This is a genomic window from Methylophaga sp. OBS4 (assembly GCF_026319305.1).
GTDB lineage: Bacteria > Pseudomonadota > Gammaproteobacteria > Nitrosococcales > Methylophagaceae > Methylophaga.
In genome coordinates, this window is the sequence record NZ_JAPDMV010000018.1 from 21,362 (window position 1) to 40,570 (window position 19,209).

Below are 19,209 nucleotides of genomic sequence, written 5' to 3' on the forward strand. Positions count from 1 at the left end.
GGATGTCTGACGTTATCCAGCAGTTTCTGGCCGGCGGTGAGGATATCAAAGCGCCTTTTGAGCTTTGTGTTGAGGGCCAACATTATCTTTGTACCGATATCCTGCGCTTCCTGCCTGGCAGACGGCTGGTGGTCAAAGCCGAACATAACAACTTGTCGCTGTTGCTCAAGCTGTTTGTGCCATCGAAAAAAGGCTGGCGTGAACTTTCCAGAGAACAGCACGGCTATCGTGCCTGCAGGGCTGCTGATGTGGCTGTGCCGAAAGAGATTTTTCTCAGTGATAATTTTGCCGGTTGTCTGGCGGTAGCCTACCAATTCCTTGATGAGGCCCGGTCGTTTTCGCTGCAAGACGTGACTGACTATCAAGCCGCAGAGGCGTTACTGGATTTGATGCTCAAATGCCATAAAGCAGGCATCTATCAACATGATATTCATACCGATAATGTGCTGATGACGCCAAAAGGCCTGTTTTTGATTGATCTGGCGTCAATACAAGGGCAGTTTGGCAAGCCCCTGCCAGCGTCAAAAAGCCTGAAAAATCTGGCCAGATTAATGGTACAGTTCAAACCGGATGAGCAACAGCATTTGCTGGAAAGACTTGAATATTATTATCGGGGGCGGGGCTGGCGGCTGGATAAAGATACCCAACTGCATTTTATAAACCTGCTGGATAAAGCCTGGCAGAAAAGAAAAGACAATTACCTTAGCAAACGTTTCCGAAGCTGCACGATGACCGTTTATGAGAAAAATAATCGTCGGGAGTTCGCTTTCAGGCGCTCGTTCTACCAGCAAGCCGCTTCCGGCTTTGTGGAGAATATTGACCAACTGGTGAATGCAGGCGAAGTACTTAAAGCGGGTAACAGCGCGACGGTGGTGAAAACCTGGCTGGGCGGCCGACAGGTGGTGATTAAGCGTTACAACATTAAATCTCCGTGGCATTTTGTGAAACGCTGCTGGCGGCGCAGTCGGGCGGCCAATGCCTGGCAACATGGCAATCTGATGGAGTTACTGGGCATTGCGACACCGAAAGTACTGGGGTTTGTAGAGCAGCGTTTGGGGCCGCTCAGAACCAGGGCTTACCTGATTTGCGAATTCAGTGAGCAGGCGCAGGAGCTGTCAAAAGTCTATGCGGATCGGGCGCCTTCCGAGGCGGAATTGAGGCAGGTAGGACGGATTTTCAGGCTGCTGGCACAATACCGTATTAGCCATGGTGACTTGAAAGCCAGTAATTTATTGCTCACGGCTCATGGTGAAATAGAATTAATTGATCTTGATGCGATGCAAGAGCATCGCCATCACTGGTTTTTTCAGAAAGCATTTGCGCGGGATCAACGCCGGTTTATGAAGAATTGGCAAAGTACGGATACAAAAGACAAGTTCAAGGCCATGTTATCCTGAGTATCAACACTCAGATTCATTATTTATTTATAGACAGAACAATTATGACCGCAAAGCATATACACATCGTCGGATGTCTGCCCAGGAGTGGCACTACTCTGATGACAGAGATCATGATCAATTGCTTCGATATCGACGCGTTTACCGATCACGAATACAGTATTTTCAAGGAATTCCCGCGCCGATATGATGTGCTGTGTACCAAAAAGCCTAACGATATCAAGCGTGTTGATTATCCGCTCAAGGTGAACCCGGATCTCTACGTGATTTATATGTTGAGAGATCCGCGTGATGCGATTTCAAGCAGAAGTCACAAAAACAATAGTCAGAGCAAAAAGATCTGGGGCAATCTGGCGGATTGGATAAGACATCATGAAATCGCAACATCGCTGTCGTCTCATCCCCGATTCATTACGGTCAAATATGAGGATTTAGTCACTGATCCTGATAAGGTTCAGCTTGCATTACAGCAACAATTGCCGTTCCTGAACGCTAAAGCCAAGTTTAGTGAATACCATCTACAAGCCTCACCATCTGGTAAGTCTGATGCGGCTCTGGGCGGGGTAAGACCCATCAGTCCCGTGAGTATTGGAAACTGGCGAAACGCCAAATCATACCTGAAAGCGCAATTGGAAAAATATGGTGATATTACAGATATTCTGATTAATTTAGGTTATGAAAAAAACGAACAGTGGCTCAATGAATTGGAAGGCGTAGAACCTGACAATACAGAGGAGCCGGTCAAACTTAAATCCGCTGTCAGAAAATGGCGTGAAAAATACATCACTCAGCCCAGGCGCCATTTGCTATACAGATTGTCTCAGTCACATAACTGGGGACAGATAACAAGCAAGTTGAGACATTTGTTAAGGCAGCTTTAGTTCAGTGGACACTGTTCTATCGTTTATGAATACTGTTTTGTAGTGGGCTTTTCTGGAGAGTTTTGCAGCATTGTTTGCGAAATTGTCGACATCTTCGAAGTCGATAGCCTTGAGTTCGGAGAATTCATACTCCCACCACTGCGTTGATAATAATTGTTCGACTATATCTTCCGGGAAACGTAGCCTGATTTTCTTGGCCGGGTTGCCTGCAAAAATTTCATAAGGGGCTACGTTTCTTGTCACTACAGCATCACAACCTATTACTGCGCCATGGCCAATAGTAATGCCCGCCATAATCACAGCATTATGGCCAATCCAGACATCATGCCCAATTTCAAGGGGTTTAATTTTTCTTGAGTAGTTTTGACTGAACTGACTGTTGGTAGATACCCATGACACAGGATGGTTTCTGGGATTTAAGCCCAGAGTGACATTACGCCCAATTGAGCAAAAACGGCCAATGCTGGCGACACTTAATATTTGCGAACCACTTCTAATATAGCTATAGGCGCCGATTTGCACTCTGTCATGTTCAGAAAAGGCAAGATCGACCACGATATCACTTAGCCTGCAAGGTGCTTCCAGGCAGAGTAGTGAGCCACGTCCAAAATGACGAATATTACTGAGCTTGATCCCCAGTTTCTTGGCCTTTATTCGCTGGTATAGCTCATACAAATTCAACATTGAATCAAATTTTCTCGAAAATGGCAGTAGACTCAGGGTAGGTTTTATTAAGTAATTGTTTAAATCTGTTCCACTTTCTGGCTATTTTTTTCTTGCCTAAAAAGCTTAGGTATGAGCAAAAAGGAATTAAGTCAGCGTTACCGATATTATCAATAATCAGTACTCTGCCATTATTTTCGTTCATCCGTTGAAATAACAAATTTTTAGGCTTGAGTGACATGCTGAGTACATTGTGTTGCACCTGATATGCTTTCAATGCTTTTAATGCTTCGATAATGGCCTGGCTGTATTGTTCGAGCAATATGGTATCGCTGAGGTAATGGTCGAGTGTTTTGGCGACTTGCCCATCATGATCCCGTATCAGGTCAAACACGGCGCCCCATCCCATATCGGTCTCCACATTACCGTGGAAGCGTGGCAGGCCTTGCCAGTCAGTCAACCGTTTCTGTAACAGGCGATAGTAGGCCTGCTCCCGTTCAGTTTCCTTGTGATTACCATTAACCACGACCTTGATACATAAGTTGTTATCCTCCGGATGTTGGTAACATTCCCGATGCCAGCCTTTGCCGATAGGATCTTCAGTTTTAAGTTTAATCATATTGTTATTTCGTGATCAGAATATCTTCCATCACCAGATATTGCAGATCGGAGCCAAAGAACATATTCAAAGCATCCGTCGGCGTGCACACCATCGGCTCACCGCGGCGGTTCAGCGAGGTGTTGAGCACCACACCATTACCAGTCAGTTTTTCCATTTCCTGTAACAAGGCGTAATAGCGCGGATTGGTCGCCTGGGTCACAATCTGTGCCCGCGCGGTACCATCTTCATGCACCACTTCCGGAATACGCGACTTCCAGCTTTCGGCGACATCAAAAGTAAACGTCATATACGGGCTGGGATGATCGGTCTGTAAAATCTCGGCCGCCACTGTATCCAGCATACTGGGGCAGAACGGGCGCCAGCGTTCGCGGTACTTGATCTGGGCATTAATCCGGTCTGCAACACCGGAGTGGCTTGGGCTGCCGAGAATACTGCGATTACCCAATGCTCGCGGACCAAACTCCATACGCCCCTGAAACCAGGATACCGGATTGCCATTAGCAAGCAGCTGAGCGGTTTCGGCAGTGACATTCTGCATAGGTTGCCATTTCACTGGCTGTGAATATTGTTCACATGCCTGAATACATTGTTCGGTAGTGAAAGAGGGGCCGAGGTAGGCATGTTCCATCTTCTCAACCGGTACGCCCGCCATCTGAGATGCATAACTGGCCGCACCGATGGCGGTGCCGGCATCACTGGCTGCCGGTTGTACAAACAGCTCTTTGACACCCGGCATGGCAATAATGCGTTGATTAAGTTTGACATTGAGTGCGACGCCGCCGGCGTAAGCGATTTTGCCGGTTTCTTTGATAATATCGCCCAGATAATAATCAATCAGATGCAAAGCGGTTTTTTCCAGCAAGTTCTGAATGCTGGCGGCGTAATCAATATAAGGTTCATCTTTTTCATCGCCTTCACGCATCGGACCCAGCCATTCGATCAGTTCAGGGCTGAAGAAATAACCTTTGCCGTTTTTCTTATAACGTCTGAAGCCGACGGTATTGACCAGCCGGGTATTGACCTTGAATTGACCGTTGTTGCAGTCAATCAGAGGCGAAAAATCGAAGCGTTCCGGGTTACCGTAAGGCGCCATACCCATGACTTTAAACTCACCATCGAGCATTTCAAAACCCAGGTATTCAGTCAGGGCACCGTAGACCCCCCCCAAGGAATCCGGATCATAAAACTCTTTGATTTTATGAATTTTGCCGTTTTCGCCGTAGCCGAAGAAAGTGGTGGCATATTCACCTTTGCCATCGATGCCGATAATGGCGGTTTTTTCTTTGAAACCGCTGAGATGATAAGCGCTGCTGGCATGGGCCAAATGATGTTCGACCGGCACAAACTTGACCCGATCCGCACCGATGCCCAGATCATCGAGCAGTTTCATCACATTGCGGTGGTTGCGCCAGTAACGGCGGTTACCGCTGAACAAAGCGGTTAAAGCACGGTCAGGTGCGTACCAGTGACGTTTGGCATAATGCCAGCGGGCCGGCGATTTCAGACCGATTTGGGCATAGGGAAACGCGACGATATCGATTTGTTCGGGACGAATACCCGCCTGTTCAAGGCAGAACCGTGTGGCCTCGTAAGGCATTTTACCTTTGGCATGTTTATCACGCAGAAAGCGTTCTTCTTCAGCTGCGGCAATCAGTTTGCCATCGATATACAGTGCGGCGGAGGCGTCGTGATTGACGGCACCGGACAGACCTAAAACTATCATATTGGGTATCGGAGTCTTTAAAGTTAAACAGCGCTAAGTATAGCAAGCGCTGTGATAAGGGGGCCAGAAGCCTGTCAGCGTTATGCTGGATCGGTTGTAAGTTCGCTTGTGCGGTTCAGTATTTGCTGCTTTTTTGCGCTAATAAAACGCCTGTTGACAAATGAAAGCTGTTCTCACCCGGCCAGCATTCCGCTTTGCTGCCGTTTATTGCGGGATTTACGGGCAATTTGTCGCCATAATTTTTTTGATGACGGCGATAGTCGGCATTCCCCGCGATAGGCTTTGAAAAAACGCAGTTTGTCTGTTAGCGACCAGGCATTACCAGTATGACGAAACAGCGTTGACAGATCCCTGATCATGGCGTGATGTTGCAACAACGTGCGCTTCATTTTCTCCAGATCGATGATTTTGATATCCCAGCCAGCAGCTGCTTGTCTGACAAAGATATGTTTGGGATAAAGGCAGTTATGCTGGAAATGATAATGATGCATCTGGTGGATGACCCCGGCGACTTTTGCAATCAAAGCATTTTTATCTTTTCCGGACAATGCAACAGGATCTACGCTATCCAGACCCTGATAACCCTCAAGTGCTTTGGTGATTAAAATCGCCCGTTTTTCATGCACACCGAAATAGACCGGTTCAAGCGTAGGGATATTGTTCCGAGTCAACCTAAGAATATTGAAATATTCTTTCTGAAAAGTGGGAATGCCGCTTATCAGATGGTTCCAGGTTTTGGTGATGTGGTTTTCCTGGCGTTTAATAAAGACATTGATCTTGCCGCTGGCGGAATTCAGAGCATATTTGATCACTCCGCTCCAGCCGCCGCGGCGCACATTAGGCGGTTCAAACCAGTCTGATTTTACCGTCCATAAACGGCCAAAACTGTCCAGATCATCTTCATCCAGAGCATGGGGCTGGCTAAGGCTCGGCTTTTTTTCCATCGCTGATCACTCGATATACACTGGCTTGATTGTTACGTTTACTGGTTTCGTGGTAGATCAGCTCAAGTTGCATCTGCTCCAGCCTTGTTAATAAGTCCCGGTAACGTTTCTTTTCAACCACAATAACATAATCATAAGCCTGATAATATTTGAGGCCTCCCGGCCGATAATCCAGCGTTGCCTGTGATGGCCGGGTGTTGAAGTAGTACTGGATGAATTCATCATTTGTCAGTACCCGGCTCTCTGCTGCCAGATTCTGGCCGGCCCAGATAGCGGTATTTTTAATATAGGCTTTTGAGCTGGTTGTGTGAAAAGTATCGATTACGCCCGCTAGAATGATCAAACTGCTCAGGCCAAACAGCCACCACTTTTTCTGTTGCCAGCTTTGTTCGATAAGTTGCGTCAGGCGGGGCAGGATTAACAAAAATACACCCACGATCGCCATGATGCAGTAGCGCGAAACAACAAAATAGTGTTTAAACAGGAAGGCCGTCAGAATCAGAATATTGACGATGGTGAAATAGACAATGAGCCCACGCCATGGGATGCGGGGGGCTTGTTTTTGCTGCCAGACGGCAAGGCCCAGCAGTAACAGATAACTGATGGACAGACCTTTGAACAATTTGTAGAGCATCATCACCGACAGACCCGAAAACAGAATTAGTGTGCTGTAATCGGCGGAGAACGGGCTCAGAATTTCTTTTTCGAATAGATTGAGCTTCTGCTTCAGTTGTTGCAGCTCCGATGCTTCGGTATTGAGATAGCTGAGATAGCTGCCAAGCTTGTCAAATGCCTGCACCCAGCCGCTATAACTGAGACTGATCATGATCAGCAATATCGTCGCGGGAATAACAATCGAGTTAAGCTGCACCAGTTGCTTTAGCGCCGGTCTGCAAGGTTGCGTAACAAAGACATACAAAGGCATGGCAAGCAGAATGACTAAGCCTTCGACACGGAATAATACGGCGGTAATGACACTTAGTTGCCAAAATATGGCATGACGATGATCGGCATGCTCCAGAAAACGAATCAGCTGATATAGCGCCAGGCCGGAAAAAGCCCAATAACCAATATCGCGGATAATAAAATCACGATAGTCGTTTATGGTGTAAAAACTCAAAATCAGAATTGCAGCAATCAATACCTGCCTCAGATTAGGCAGAATACGGTGACTGATAAGCAGCAAGGCATCCGTAAACAATACAAACAAGACTGAGTTAATAGCACTTGCGGTTAATTCAAGTGGTGAAGACAAGAGTTTACTGATACAGGCGACAAGGATGGCAAACAAAGGCCAGTTGTAGATTTTCGCCATCGCTTCCAGGCCGCCATCCAGATAGGCCTGCGCCATTTCCATATACATCACGCCATCGCGGTTGATAACGTCATCAAAATAAAATGCTGCCACCGAAAACAGCAGGCTGATCAAAGCCGTTATCATTCGGATCTGGTTAAATCCTAACGGGAATTTAGCGTTGTGATGAATCATGAACAAGTTCTTGTATCTGCTGAATAACCCTATCAACGGAAAGATCCTGCATGCAACGGTGATGTCCTTCCGGACAATGACGCTGGAAGCAGGGGCCACAGTCAACCTCAATTTGAACAATGCGGGCATTGTCCGCCAACGGGGGGGTGAATGCCGGTGATGTCGGGCCATAAACCGCCACTAGCGGGATTTGCAGCGCCGCGGCAATATGCATCAGTCCGGAATCGTTTGATACCACACAGTCAGCGCTACCCAGTAAATCAATTGCATCTTCCAGCTGTGTTTGCCCCGCCAGGTTGAACAGCTTGGATTGATACTCAGGCAGAATCTGAGAAAAAATCAGTTCGGCGCTGCCCCGGTCGGCTTTTGAGCCCAGAATCAGCACTTGCCAGTTTTCTGCTATCAGCCTGTTGGCGACTTCCGCGTAGTATTCCGGCGGCCATTGTTTTGCCGGACCAAACTCGGCGCCGGGGCAGAGCACGAGTCTTTTCTCATGCTGATTACGGACGGGATCGAATTCGGTTTTTACCGGCTTAGCCAGCATCAGCGGTGGCTGGTAACTGGGGGCGGCAGATGATTGTGAAGCCGGATACGCCAGTGATACAAAGCGCTGTACCATCATCGGCAAAACATCTTTGTTCAAATTGCGGAGGTCATTAAGCAAACCATAACGCATTTCCCCCCGCCAGCCGGTGCGAACCGGAATATTGGCGAACCAGGGAATCAATGCAGATTTCCACGAGTTGGGTAACACAATCGCCTGATCATAATTTGCGGATCGGAGTTGATGCCCCAGTTGCTTACGCATTTTCCAGCTGAATTTGCCATGACTGACCGGCATGCTGATCGCCTGATTTACTTCAGGCATTCGCTGTAACAGCGGTTTGGTCCAGTCCATGGCCAATACATCAATCTGAACCTCGGGATTGTCTGCTTTCAGTGCCCGGAACAAAGACTGCGCCATCACCATATCACCGACCCACGATGGGCCGATAATCAGTATTTTGCCGATGGTTCTGTGCTGCTGTTTGGACATGGACTCAGTGCAAAGTACTGTGAGCGACAAAAATAAAGATAACGCCGGCAGCAATTAACGAAATCTGCTGTAAGGTTTCTGATGGTTTGATGCGGGCATGCAGACCCGGGATCAGATCGGCTACAGCAATATAGATGAAGCTGGAGGCCGCGATCACCAGAATATAAGGCAGATAATGCTGCATATCGGCCAAAGCAAAATAAGCCAGCAAGGCGCCCGCCACGGTGCCGAGACTGGACAAGATGTTGAAATATAAGGCTTTGCTGCGGCTAAAGCCACTGTGCAGCAGAATCACAAAATCCCCCAGTTCCTGTGGAATTTCATGGGCCGCGATTGCCAACGCAGTGACAATACCCAGATGGATATCTGTCATAAAGGCCGCAGTGATAAGAATACCGTCGACAAAGTTATGGATGGTATCGCCAATCAGGATCAGCGAGCCTGCCGCTTGATGTTTGTGATTATGGCCGCCATGATGATCGGGACGATCCAGTTCCGGAATATGCTCCTCGCCGTGATGCGTATGGCAGTGTCGCCATAACACCAGTTTTTCCAGCAGGAAGAAACTGAGCAAACCCAGCAACAGCGTCAGACCGATTTCATGGGAATCAACCGTATACTGATGTTCAATGGCATGCGGGATTAAGCCGAGGAAGGACGCGCCGAGCAGGGCGCCGATTGCAAAACTGACCAGATGCGGTACCGCTATAGTGCGGTGATTACTGGATAACAGCAGAAACGAGGAGGCAATCAGGACGCTCAGCAGCCCTCCCAGCAAGCTGAAACCGATGATCCAGGACAATAGTTCCATATCAAACCATAAGTAAAAATTAATCAGCAATGATACCTTATTTAGGCATCATCCAAATAACCGTTGCCATTCTGCCGGTTTGGCCATCGCGCCGATACGAAAAAAAGTGCTCAGGGTCTGAGACGGTGCATAAATCGCCACCAGAGACTTGCGTGATGCCTGTTTTGTTCAGGCGTTGTCGTGCCAGCTGAAAAATATCTGCCAGATAATGTTCGGCATCAGTCTGCCGGAATGCAACCGCCGCTTTATTATCAACACGGGTAAAAGCCTGAAAAACTTCACTGCCCACCTCAAACTGCTGCGGGCCAATGGCCGGTCCCAACCAAGCCAAGATGTTTTCATGCGGGCCGCGGAATTGCCGGACCGTATTTTCAATGACGCCGGCCAGCAAACCGCGCCAGCCAGCATGCACCGCGGCAATTTGTTGCCCGGCCTTATCACACAGTAAAACCGGCAGGCAGTCCGCAGATAGCACGGTACAAACATGGCCGGGGATATCGGCAAAAATGGCATCCGCTTCACAGCCGCTGTACCAATTCTGGCTGTTAATCACTGTTGTGCCATGTTTTTGAGTTAACCACAAAGGATCAGCCGGCAAGCGGGCCATTTGCTTGAAACGCCGATGGTTTTGTTTGACCGCCTCCGGGGCATCGCCTACATGCGTACCCAGATTCAGCGAATCGAAAGGAGCTTGACTGACGCCGCCATGCCGGGTGCTGCAATAGGCACGGATATGAGCGGCAACAGGCCAGTCGGGTGTAATCAAGTCAGCCACCGGCATCATCCCGGTAATCCGTCGAGATAACTGCGCCAACTATCGAATAAAGCCTTGTCCACTGCGGCACAGGTAGAACGTTGTTGCAGAGAATTGGTGAATAAGGCTTCACCTTCCAGCGTGCAGGCATAAGCGCCGGCTTCTGCGATGATCAACTGTGCTGCTGCATAGTCCCACAGCTGTTGGCCGCCATGTAAATACAACTGAGCGCGGCCGGCAGCTATCCAGCACAGTTCCAATGCAACGGAACCCAGACTGCGTTGCGAGCCAAAAGGCCGTTCACTGACCAGGCGCGAAGCTATTGTTGCCGGCAGGCGTTTGAAATCGATAAGCGCAATGGATTGTTCCAGCGTTAAGCCGGTCTGTTCTGCCTGCAACGGGACATCATTAAGCCAGGCGCCTTGCCCTATTTTGGCGGTGAAACTTTCGTCCATAATGGGATCATAAACCAGCCCCAGGCTGACCTGACCATTTTCAATCAAAGCCAGAGAAATGGAAAAAAAAGGCAGACCGGATGCAAAATTACTGGTGCCGTCAATCGGATCCAGACACCATAAAAGCTGTCCGGAATCCAGCAGTTGCTGCTGTTGTTGCAGCGGCATTTCCTCGCCGAGCAAGGCAATATCGGGATACGCCTCAGCCAAAGCGGCAGTGAGCTGATGTTGCATAGCCTGATCAGCGATGGTGACAATACTGCCGTCTTTTTTGTACTGACGTTTAACGTTGTTGAATTGCGGCAGCAACGTGGTGTCAACCACATCCCTGACTAGCCGCTGTAAAAGCCTGAGGTCGATTTCCATGCGCCTGAGTATATACCGAAACAACCTGGAAATGCGCGTATCAGAGTCCATGTAAACAGTCAGAACAAGGCGCCGCCTGCCGCGAAGGGCCACTCCCTTGGCAAAGGCTGTAACGCCGTGCTGACTGTTTACATGGGCTCCCACAGGGCGAGACAAGAAGCTGCCTTATTCTTTGCCATAACATCTTGCAAGAGAATAACTATTGCTGCGATATTCTGGCAAAGAATAAGGCAGCTTCTTGTCTCGCTGATATCGTGCATTTCCAGGTTGTTTCGGTATAGCAGCGTCAATTAATTTTTTGATTCAATCCTGCGGCGACAATCTGTAAACTGCATAGACATTTCCTTTCGTCCAGATTGTTGATTACATGCGCATTCCCAGATTCTTTTGTCCTGAACTCAGCCTGGAGCAGACTACTATCCTGCTGCCGGAGACGGTGCATCGCCATGCTATACAGGTATTGCGGCTGAAAACCGGTGCGGAGATCAGGCTGTTTAATGGCGAGGGGCTGGAATATGAAGCCAGGCTGACCGAGGTGCAAAAGCGCCAATCTCAGGCGGAACTCGGGCAAAAACTGACAAAACAAGCCGAATCACCCCTTAATATCACCCTGCTGCAAGGCATTTCTCGCGGTGAGCGTATGGACTATGCGATACAGAAAGCGGTGGAGCTGGGCGTTAATACTATTATTCCCGTGATCACAGAGCGTTGTAATGTGCAATTCAGTGGTGACAGGGCAGATAAGCGTTATGCACACTGGCATGGGGTGATGACCAGTGCCTGTGAGCAGAGTGGCCGTTGTTTTCTACCCACGCTGGCCGCTGTGACCACGCTAGATACGGTGATCAACCAGGCTGACAGTGATTTGAAACTGGTGCTTGATCCGGAAGCAAATACCGGATTCGGTCAGTTGCAAAAGCCCCGAAATCTGACGCTGCTTATCGGTCCCGAGGGTGGGCTGACAAACATTGAAATAGCGCAGGCTCAAACCGGTGGATTCACTGCCGTCCAATTTGGGCCACGTATCCTCAGAACGGAAACTGCCTCTACCGCCGCACTGGCTGTGGTGCAGACGTTATGGGGAGATCTTGGATGAATGAGAGCGGCATCATTATTATTATATTGGCCGCTATCGGCTGGTTGTGGTGGGACAGCCGCGGTGCGGCCGAACGGGCGACCCTGTCTGCCAAAACCTATTGCAGCAATGCCGGTGTCAGTTTTCTCAACGATACGGTGGCCTGGAAGAAAATCCGTCTCAAACGCAATCGGGCAGGCCGGGTGCAGCTGCAGCGTACCTATTTTTTTGAATTTGCCAGTGACATGCAACAGCGCTATCGTGGCGAAATAGTCATGCTGGGAAAAAAAGTGGAGTCAGTCAGTCTGGATGCTTTTCGCATTAGCTGACGGTCAACAGCCCCTGGAGGGAAAGGAAATCTTATGCATATCAAAAAGGCTTTAGTGGTGGATGATTCGCGGGTAGCGAGAATGACGCTAGGTAAACTGCTTAAGGCGCAAGACTTCGAACTGACTGAACTGGGTAGCGGAGAAGAAGCAGTCAGCTGGTTGCAAGCGGCTGAGCATGAACCGGACATTATTTTTATGGATGTGATGATGGATGGCATGGACGGACTCACCGCTACCCGTCAAATCAAGTCCAACCCCCGCTTGGCTCGGATTCCGGTGGTGATTTGCACCGGTAATGAGAGTGAGGCGGATCTGGACAAAGCGCTGGCTACCGGCGCTGTGGCGGTATTATCAAAGCCGCCGGCTGCCGAGGCTTTAACCGCTGTGCTCAATGATGTGAGCAGCCGGCTTGAAACAGCTGATATCAGCGCAGAAGCAGGAGAGGAAACACCTGTTGCAGCCGGTATTGATGAGCAGGTGTTATTCGCTAAACTGATGCAATCGATACAGCAACAGTTTTTACCTGATTTGCATCGGCAACTGCGGGAAACCGCTGAAGACATCAGCCGTCAGGTTGCCGAACAAACCGCCGCGGAGGCCAGCAATAAACATGTTCAGATCCTGATTCCGGAAATCAGCCGTCAGGTCAGTGAATCTGCGTTAAGCAGTATTCAGGAACTGAAAGGCGAACTGTCAATACAAGCCCAAGAGCTGGTTTCACGCACGGCTGCGCAGGCAGTGGATAAAGCGTTTCAGGATTACGGCCTCACTGAAAAATTGATGGTTGCTTTGCGCAGTGAAGGTGCTGAGTGGCTGAAAAAACAGCAACAACCCCTGCGCGATGCTGTGCAACAACAGCTACATGATGATTTGACGCCGGCGATTGACCGTTACCTGGAGCAGCAGCTGAACGTGCGTTTACAGCCGTTGGTGAAAAGCCAGTTGAGCGATGTACAGGCAGAGCTTGAAAATAAACAGCTAGATCAGTTGTCTCAACTACAAGCACAATTGACCCTGCAACGTAATATCAGTTTCGGTGCTGCGGGTGTGGCCGTGCTGGCCTTGATTATTGCCTTCATCTGAAACTTGTTGCCCTGCGGATGACTTATACTCTGCGCGACGCGGTTGAATTCGGCCGCGCACAGCTTGCTGGCGGCGTGAGCCCGGATATTGATGTGCAAATGCTGCTTTGTCATGTAATGCAGTGTTCTGCGACCAGATTACATACCTTCCCTGAAGCCGAGATGACTTCGCAACAGTGGCAACAGTTTTTGCAGTTGATTGCGGCGCGAAAGCAGGGACGGCCGATAGCGCATCTGACCGGCACCCGCGGTTTCTGGACGCTGGATTTAGCGGTAAACGAATCGACATTGATTCCAAGAGCGGATACCGAACTGCTGGTGTCTCTGGCATTGAGTAAGCTGCAGCCCGGCATGCGGGCAGTGGATTTGGGCACCGGCAGCGGGGCCATTGCGCTGGCACTGGCGGCAGAGCGTCCGGATGTGTATATGCTGGCTACAGACTTTTCCTGGCCTGCTCTGCAACTGGCGCAACTTAATGCTGCCCGGCATCAGATCAGCAATGTAGCTTTTCTGCAAATGTCGTGGCTGGGCGGTTTTAAACCTCGTCAGTTTGATTTGATTGTTTCCAATCCGCCTTATATTGAAGCGGCTGATCCGCATCTTTTGCAGGGAGATGTGCGATTCGAACCGCTGTCAGCGTTAATTTCCGGTGCGGATGGACTCAATGATATCCGCCAGATTGTGGCGCAGGCCCGAATCTGTTTGAAACCAGGTGGCTGGCTGCTGGTGGAACATGGTTTTGATCAATCCGAACGGGTGCAAACGGTTTTTGCCGATGCCGGATTTGAAAATATCAGTGCTCATCAGGATCTGGGTGGTCAAGACCGGGCAGTGATGGGGCAACTGACGTTATAATGGCTAATTTTAAAAGCAACCTTTGTTATTGATGAACGACGAACAGCTACTTCGCTACAGCCGGCATATTCTATTGTCGCAAATGGATATCCGCGGCCAGCAGCAATTAATCGACAGTCATGTGATGATTGTCGGCCTGGGCGGTTTAGGTGCGCCGGTGTCGATGTATCTGGCAGCTGCCGGCGTGGGCAGACTCACGTTGCTTGATGATGACCAGGTTGAACTATCCAATTTACAGCGTCAGATTGTGCACAGTGAAAACGACATTGGCCGCAGCAAAGTGGCTTCTGCGGCCGATACGCTGCGTAGTCTGAATCATGAAGTGAATCTGCAACTTATCGATAAACGTCTGGATAAAGCAGAACTGCTTGCTATCACTGACGATGTCGATGTGCTGGTGGACTGCAGTGATAATTTTGCCACCCGTTTTCTGCTCAATGAAGTCAGCCGTGAAAAAACCTTGCCGCTGGTGTCCGGTGCCGCTATTCGTATGGAAGGACAGGTCACAGTTTATGATCCCCGCCAGGCTGACAGTCCTTGTTACCGTTGTTTGTACGAGAACAAGGGTGAACTGGAACAAACCTGCTCGGAGAGTGGCATTCTGGCACCGATGCTGGCTATGATTGGTGGCGTTCAGGCCGTGGAAACGGTTAAATTACTGACCGGGATCGGTGAAACGTTAGCCGGGCGGCTATTATTGCTCGATGCTTTGTCGATGACCTGGCGCGAAATCAAGTTAAAGCAGGACCCGAACTGTCCTGTCTGTTCCAAATTTCAGGTAAAACAATGACAACGAAAACAGTACAAATTCCACGCACGCTGGTGAACCAGCTATTGCATCAGGCTCAACTGTCTCCGGCCCAGGAAGTCTGCGGACTGGTCGGTCGAGATCAGGACGATTGTGTCTGTTATCCGATAGAAAATGTGGCAACAGATGCCAGCGTGCTGTTTGCGCTTAATGCCAGTGAACAACTGGCTGCCTTCAAAAAAATGAAGGAGAAGGGCCAGGAATTATTTGCGATATACCATTCCCACCCCAGCAGTCCGCCGATTCCTTCTGAGATTGATATTGAAGAGGCTAATTATTCCGAGGCACTTTATTTGATTATTTCGCTTAATACCAAAGGGGTGCTGGAAATGCGCGGTTTCTATCTGCGTGATGGAACAAACGAAGAAGTAGAGCTGATTATATGAGTCAGGAAATTGTTAACACAGGGCTGGAACAGGCTGCAGAAATTGCACTGGAGCAGGCTAAAAAACGGGGCGCCAGTGCCGCCGAGGTCGGGGTGAATCACAGCGAGGGTTTGTCAGTTACCGTGCGCCAGCGGGAAGTAGAAACACTGGAGCACAATAATGACACCGGCCTTGGGGTCACGGTGTATTTCGGCCAGAGCAAAGCCTCTGCCAGCACCTCCGATCTCAGTCCTGAAGCGATTTCCGAAGCGGTTGCTGCGGCATGTAATATCGCCAAACATACCCAGCCTGATGAGGCTGCCGGTCTTGCCGACGCCGATTTGATGGCTGATTTTTTGCCTGATTTATCGCTTTACCATCCCTGGGCATTGACGGTCGAGCAGGCAATTGATCTGGCCACAATTTGTGAACAGGCCGGTCTGGATTATGATGCAGGCATCAGCAACTCTGAAGGGGCGACCTTGTCCAGTCACAGCGGGGATCGTGTTTATGCCAACAGCCACGGTTTTATCGGTGCCACCCAAAGCAGTCGCCACAGCCTTTCCTGCAGTCTGATTGCCCGTGATGACAGAGGCATGCAGCGTGAATACTGGTATGACATTGCCCGTGATAAAAATGATCTGAACACCGCGGAATCCATCGGCCTGAAAGCCGCGCAAAGAACCATGGCGCGGCTGGGCGCCGGTGAAGTAAAAACCGGTTCCTATCCTGTGTTATTTGCAGCGGAAGTCGCGCCTTCATTATTCGGCCAGTTGATAGGCGCGATTCGTGGCAGTGCGCTGTACCGTAAAGCCACGTTTTTGCTTGACAAGAAAGGTGAGCAAATCTTCCCGGCCTTTGTGCATATTCACGAACAGCCTCACCTTCACAAGGCCCTGGGCAGCGCTGCCTTTGATGCTGAAGGGGTTGCTACGCAAAACCGCGACATTATTCGCGACGGCGTATTACAGGGTTATGTGTTGGACAGCTATTCCGCCCGCCGCTTGGGGATGAAAACAACGGCCAATGCCGGCGGCGTGCATAACTTGACTGTGGACAGCAGTGCTGACCAGGACTTTGCGGCTTTGGTCAAACAGCTGGACAAAGGCATTATTGTTACCGAAACCATGGGTATGGGTGTCAATATTGTCAATGGTGATTATTCGCAGGGTGCCGCCGGCTTCTGGGTGGAAAACGGCGAGATACAGTTTCCGGTTGATGAGTTCACCATCGCCAGTAATCTGCAGGATATGTTTATGGGCATTCAGGCCATTGGCAATGATATCGATCTGCGCGGCAACACCCGCTGCGGCTCCGTGCTGCTCGAAAATATGATGATAGCGTCAAGCTAAGTCTGATACAGCAATTTGAAGATATCACTGACATCAGTGAGTTCGGCCATACCGAACAGATTGGTGAGTTGCTGGCGGATTTGTTTGACCCGGTGCGCTCGTTGCTGACGCATCTGCATCAGTTGTGCTGACAGGTTTTTTTCTGCTTCGCTGTCTTTAGCCGAAAAAGGCATTAATACGCAGAGATAAATCCGGAAATCAGCAGCAGCTAAGGCGCGTTGCATAAACACCGCTTTTTCCCGACTATGATGGAAATCGGTTTCCAGTGCGGTTGTCCAGTTACCGTTTGTATTCTGATAGGCATATAAGCCGGTAGTATGATGGGCGCTGTCGTCTGCCGGCAGGTTTTTAATGATCTCACTCAGCCGGGTGAGTTCATGGCTGATGGCTTGCCAGAATGAATCGTCTAGTGTCCGAGCCTGATTGACGCGGGTGGCAGCAATGGTTTCCAGATGACGGTGGCCATTGTTATCAAGCCCGAAAAACAGGCCGGTAGAGTCGAGCGTCGGTGTCAGCAGTTCACTGAAAACTCTGCTTTCTGCCGCATCAATCACATCATCGTTATTGGGTTTCAGTGCGCTTTTATTTTGCGCGATGACCCAGTCAAAAAAGCTGTTAAGACTTGCCGGGCAATTATTCTTGATGCGTTGCAAGCCCAGCCTGATCTCGCCGTTCCATACCAGTTTATTTTTGATCTGATAGGGAATGTCCTGCAATTTGACCTTTTTGGTCAGGGTTTGCCAACGATCAAAATCAATCAGCACACGTTTGTTAAGTTCAAGCTTCTCCGTGATGGGAATTTTCAGTGCCAGCCCGCCTGCCGATACGTCCAGTGTTTCCAGTTGGTAATGCTTGTCACCTATATGCAGGGTGATGGGCGTGCGGATGTAAAAACGCACGGCATCACGCTGGATTGGTTGATGCAGGGGTTTGGGTAAGGGCGGTTCTTTATCAAAAAAGGTTTTCAAGGTCTGAAAAGTGGATATTTGCCGGCTATTGATAGTGGGACCCGGGGCGATATTGGCCGTTAACGCTGTTAAATCGATTATGCTGACCTTTTGCTGCAGCTGTGTCAGCCGGTGTTGCAGGTTTTTTGCCTGTTCACTGTCTACTGCCGCAATGGTTGTCACCTCATGGCTAAAGTCCCGTGGATTGAACTCAAGTGCGTGTGCTTTAAGTAACAGCAGTTGACTGCCCGGATGCTGCAGATGCCACAATATCAACTTATTAATAGTACTGGTCTGTCCGAGAGGTGCCGCATGGCTTTGCTCCTTATCAATGACGGCCAGCACAGCTGTTTGCTGCTTCAGTAATGACAGCGGTAATTTTTCCAGCAGCGTGGTCTGCTTCGTTTGCTGCCAGGGCTCGAAAATGGCTGCGGCGGTAGGCATCATATGCAAGGCCAGCGGTGGCTGCATATCGCTGCTATCAGCTAACCATAACAAAGGCGCTGACAGTTTTCTCAGCCACAGGCGCAGGTATATCTGGCTGACCAGATTAATGAGTTCGTTATCAATATCAAGTTGCCGGCTGCCTGCATGCTGGGTTACCCATTGTTCAAGCCAGTCATTGGCCGCCTGGTCGCTGTTATCCGTTCGCGATAATACAATGGTGGTGTAGGTGGCATCGTGATCGAGCTTGATAATGTCAAACGGCAGCTGTTGCAGAAAAGGCAACGAGGTCTGCTGATAGAAATCAACAAACTCAACCAGAACCCGATCGCCAAGATGCAGAGAATAGCTGCGTTTCAGCGCGACCCTGATAGCACGGCTGGCAATATCCACCGTATTGCCGTTGTACAGCACATCTTCAAGTCGCAATCTGACCGGAGTGCTGAATACGACCCGTTGGCCACTGCGTTGCAAAGCCTCATCGACTTGAATCAGCTGTGGTCCGCTATGAGTTGGGGGAGGAGGAGGATCAGACTGAGCCAGTTTCTTCAGTGCCTTCAAGACCGTTTCGTATACGCCGATCGTGTAGCGGCCATCAAAACGTGCCATTAACTGCCGGGCAAGCAGGTAGGCGCGATCATCCAGATAATGCGTTCGTTCGCCGAATTGATAGGCCTGACACTCACCGGCCACTTTGCCGCGCAGGTCAATCACCCGATTACAAGGTTTATTAAGACGCTGTCGTTCCAGCTCCTGCAGAAAGGCCTGGTTCTGCTGCTTGCGATCGGGTTGCTCGGCCATGATCAGATGA

General features: G+C 49.7%; 19 protein-coding genes. 9 read left to right on the forward strand and 10 right to left on the reverse strand.

All coding sequences use genetic code 11. The features are described from left to right. The first annotated feature begins 2 nt into the window (after window positions 1–2). Window positions 3–1,397, forward strand: a complete 1,395-nt coding sequence (locus OMP95_RS07170) for a lipopolysaccharide kinase InaA family protein (RefSeq protein ID WP_266327409.1) — start codon at window positions 3–5, stop codon at window positions 1,395–1,397. A gap of 44 nt (window positions 1,398–1,441) precedes the next feature. After that, on the forward strand, window positions 1,442–2,278 hold the full coding sequence (locus OMP95_RS07175; protein WP_266327410.1) for a sulfotransferase family protein: 837 nt from the start codon (window positions 1,442–1,444) through the stop codon (window positions 2,276–2,278). On the opposite strand, the gene OMP95_RS07180 is transcribed toward OMP95_RS07175, so the two are convergent. From OMP95_RS07180 to OMP95_RS07220, 9 genes are all read right to left on the reverse strand, one after another. After that, entirely contained in the window at window positions 2,264–2,962 is a 699-nt protein-coding gene (locus OMP95_RS07180) for a CatB-related O-acetyltransferase (RefSeq protein ID WP_266327411.1), read from the reverse strand. The two genes, OMP95_RS07175 and OMP95_RS07180, sit on opposite strands and share 15 nt — an antisense overlap. A 4-nt stretch (window positions 2,963–2,966) precedes the next feature. Next, window positions 2,967–3,560 carry a YrbL family protein gene (locus OMP95_RS07185; protein WP_266327412.1) on the reverse strand — a complete coding sequence of 198 codons (594 nt, stop codon included), beginning with the start codon at window positions 3,558–3,560 and terminating at the stop codon, window positions 2,967–2,969. A 4-nt stretch (window positions 3,561–3,564) separates the two neighbouring features. Then, entirely contained in the window at window positions 3,565–5,286 is a 1,722-nt protein-coding gene (locus tag OMP95_RS07190; RefSeq protein ID WP_266327413.1) for a carbamoyltransferase, read from the reverse strand. A gap of 173 nt (window positions 5,287–5,459) precedes the next feature. Then, a complete protein-coding gene (locus OMP95_RS07195; protein WP_266327414.1) occupies window positions 5,460–6,230 on the reverse strand; it encodes a lipopolysaccharide kinase InaA family protein in 771 nt (256 codons plus the stop codon). Next, the gene (locus tag OMP95_RS07200) at window positions 6,208–7,719 is read right to left on the reverse strand and encodes a hypothetical protein (protein ID WP_266327416.1); all 1,512 of its coding nucleotides are present in this window, start codon (window positions 7,717–7,719) and stop codon (window positions 6,208–6,210) included. Before OMP95_RS07200 ends, OMP95_RS07195 begins: the two co-directional genes overlap by 23 nt. Further along, window positions 7,700–8,755, reverse strand: coding sequence for a lipopolysaccharide heptosyltransferase II (gene waaF / locus OMP95_RS07205; RefSeq protein WP_266327419.1), 1,056 nt, complete (start codon window positions 8,753–8,755; stop codon window positions 7,700–7,702). Before waaF ends, OMP95_RS07200 begins: the two co-directional genes overlap by 20 nt. Window positions 8,756–8,759: 4 nt before the next feature. Further along, complete coding sequence (locus OMP95_RS07210; protein WP_266327421.1) at window positions 8,760–9,566, reverse strand: ZIP family metal transporter; 807 nt, start codon at window positions 9,564–9,566, stop codon at window positions 8,760–8,762. Window positions 9,567–9,603: 37 nt separating this feature from the next. After that, window positions 9,604–10,347, reverse strand: coding sequence for a peptidoglycan editing factor PgeF (gene pgeF / locus OMP95_RS07215; RefSeq protein ID WP_266327484.1), 744 nt, complete (start codon window positions 10,345–10,347; stop codon window positions 9,604–9,606). Continuing rightward, on the reverse strand, window positions 10,347–11,141 hold the full coding sequence (locus tag OMP95_RS07220) for an inositol monophosphatase family protein (protein WP_266327423.1): 795 nt from the start codon (window positions 11,139–11,141) through the stop codon (window positions 10,347–10,349). The genes pgeF and OMP95_RS07220 overlap by 1 nt, the downstream gene beginning before the upstream one ends. A gap of 367 nt (window positions 11,142–11,508) precedes the next feature. On the opposite strand from OMP95_RS07220, the gene OMP95_RS07225 reads away from it, so the two are divergent. Genes OMP95_RS07225 through pmbA form a run of 7 tightly spaced genes read left to right on the forward strand, consistent with a single transcriptional unit; the run spans window position 11,509 to window position 17,007 of the window. Further along, window positions 11,509–12,237 carry a 16S rRNA (uracil(1498)-N(3))-methyltransferase gene (locus OMP95_RS07225; protein ID WP_266327425.1) on the forward strand — a complete coding sequence of 243 codons (729 nt, stop codon included), beginning with the start codon at window positions 11,509–11,511 and terminating at the stop codon, window positions 12,235–12,237. Then, window positions 12,234–12,545 carry a DUF3301 domain-containing protein gene (locus tag OMP95_RS07230; protein WP_266327427.1) on the forward strand — a complete coding sequence of 104 codons (312 nt, stop codon included), beginning with the start codon at window positions 12,234–12,236 and terminating at the stop codon, window positions 12,543–12,545. The genes OMP95_RS07225 and OMP95_RS07230 overlap by 4 nt, the downstream gene beginning before the upstream one ends. Window positions 12,546–12,578: 33 nt before the next feature. Beyond that, window positions 12,579–13,628, forward strand: a complete 1,050-nt coding sequence (locus tag OMP95_RS07235) for a response regulator (RefSeq protein WP_266327429.1) — start codon at window positions 12,579–12,581, stop codon at window positions 13,626–13,628. 17 nt (window positions 13,629–13,645) lie between these two features. Next, window positions 13,646–14,482 (forward strand): peptide chain release factor N(5)-glutamine methyltransferase, encoded by an 837-nt coding sequence (gene prmC / locus OMP95_RS07240; protein ID WP_266327431.1) that lies wholly within the window; start codon window positions 13,646–13,648, stop codon window positions 14,480–14,482. A gap of 31 nt (window positions 14,483–14,513) precedes the next feature. Next, window positions 14,514–15,272 (forward strand): HesA/MoeB/ThiF family protein, encoded by a 759-nt coding sequence (locus tag OMP95_RS07245; RefSeq protein ID WP_266327432.1) that lies wholly within the window; start codon window positions 14,514–14,516, stop codon window positions 15,270–15,272. Further along, window positions 15,269–15,676 (forward strand): M67 family metallopeptidase, encoded by a 408-nt coding sequence (locus OMP95_RS07250; RefSeq protein WP_266327434.1) that lies wholly within the window; start codon window positions 15,269–15,271, stop codon window positions 15,674–15,676. Before OMP95_RS07245 ends, OMP95_RS07250 begins: the two co-directional genes overlap by 4 nt. Continuing rightward, entirely contained in the window at window positions 15,673–17,007 is a 1,335-nt protein-coding gene (pmbA, locus tag OMP95_RS07255) for a metalloprotease PmbA (protein WP_266327436.1), read from the forward strand. Before OMP95_RS07250 ends, pmbA begins: the two co-directional genes overlap by 4 nt. Here the strand turns inward: pmbA and OMP95_RS07260 are convergent. Next, entirely contained in the window at window positions 17,004–19,199 is a 2,196-nt protein-coding gene (locus tag OMP95_RS07260; RefSeq protein WP_266327438.1) for a PilZ domain-containing protein, read from the reverse strand. The genes pmbA and OMP95_RS07260 overlap by 4 nt on opposite strands. Window positions 19,200–19,209 lie beyond the last annotated feature (10 nt).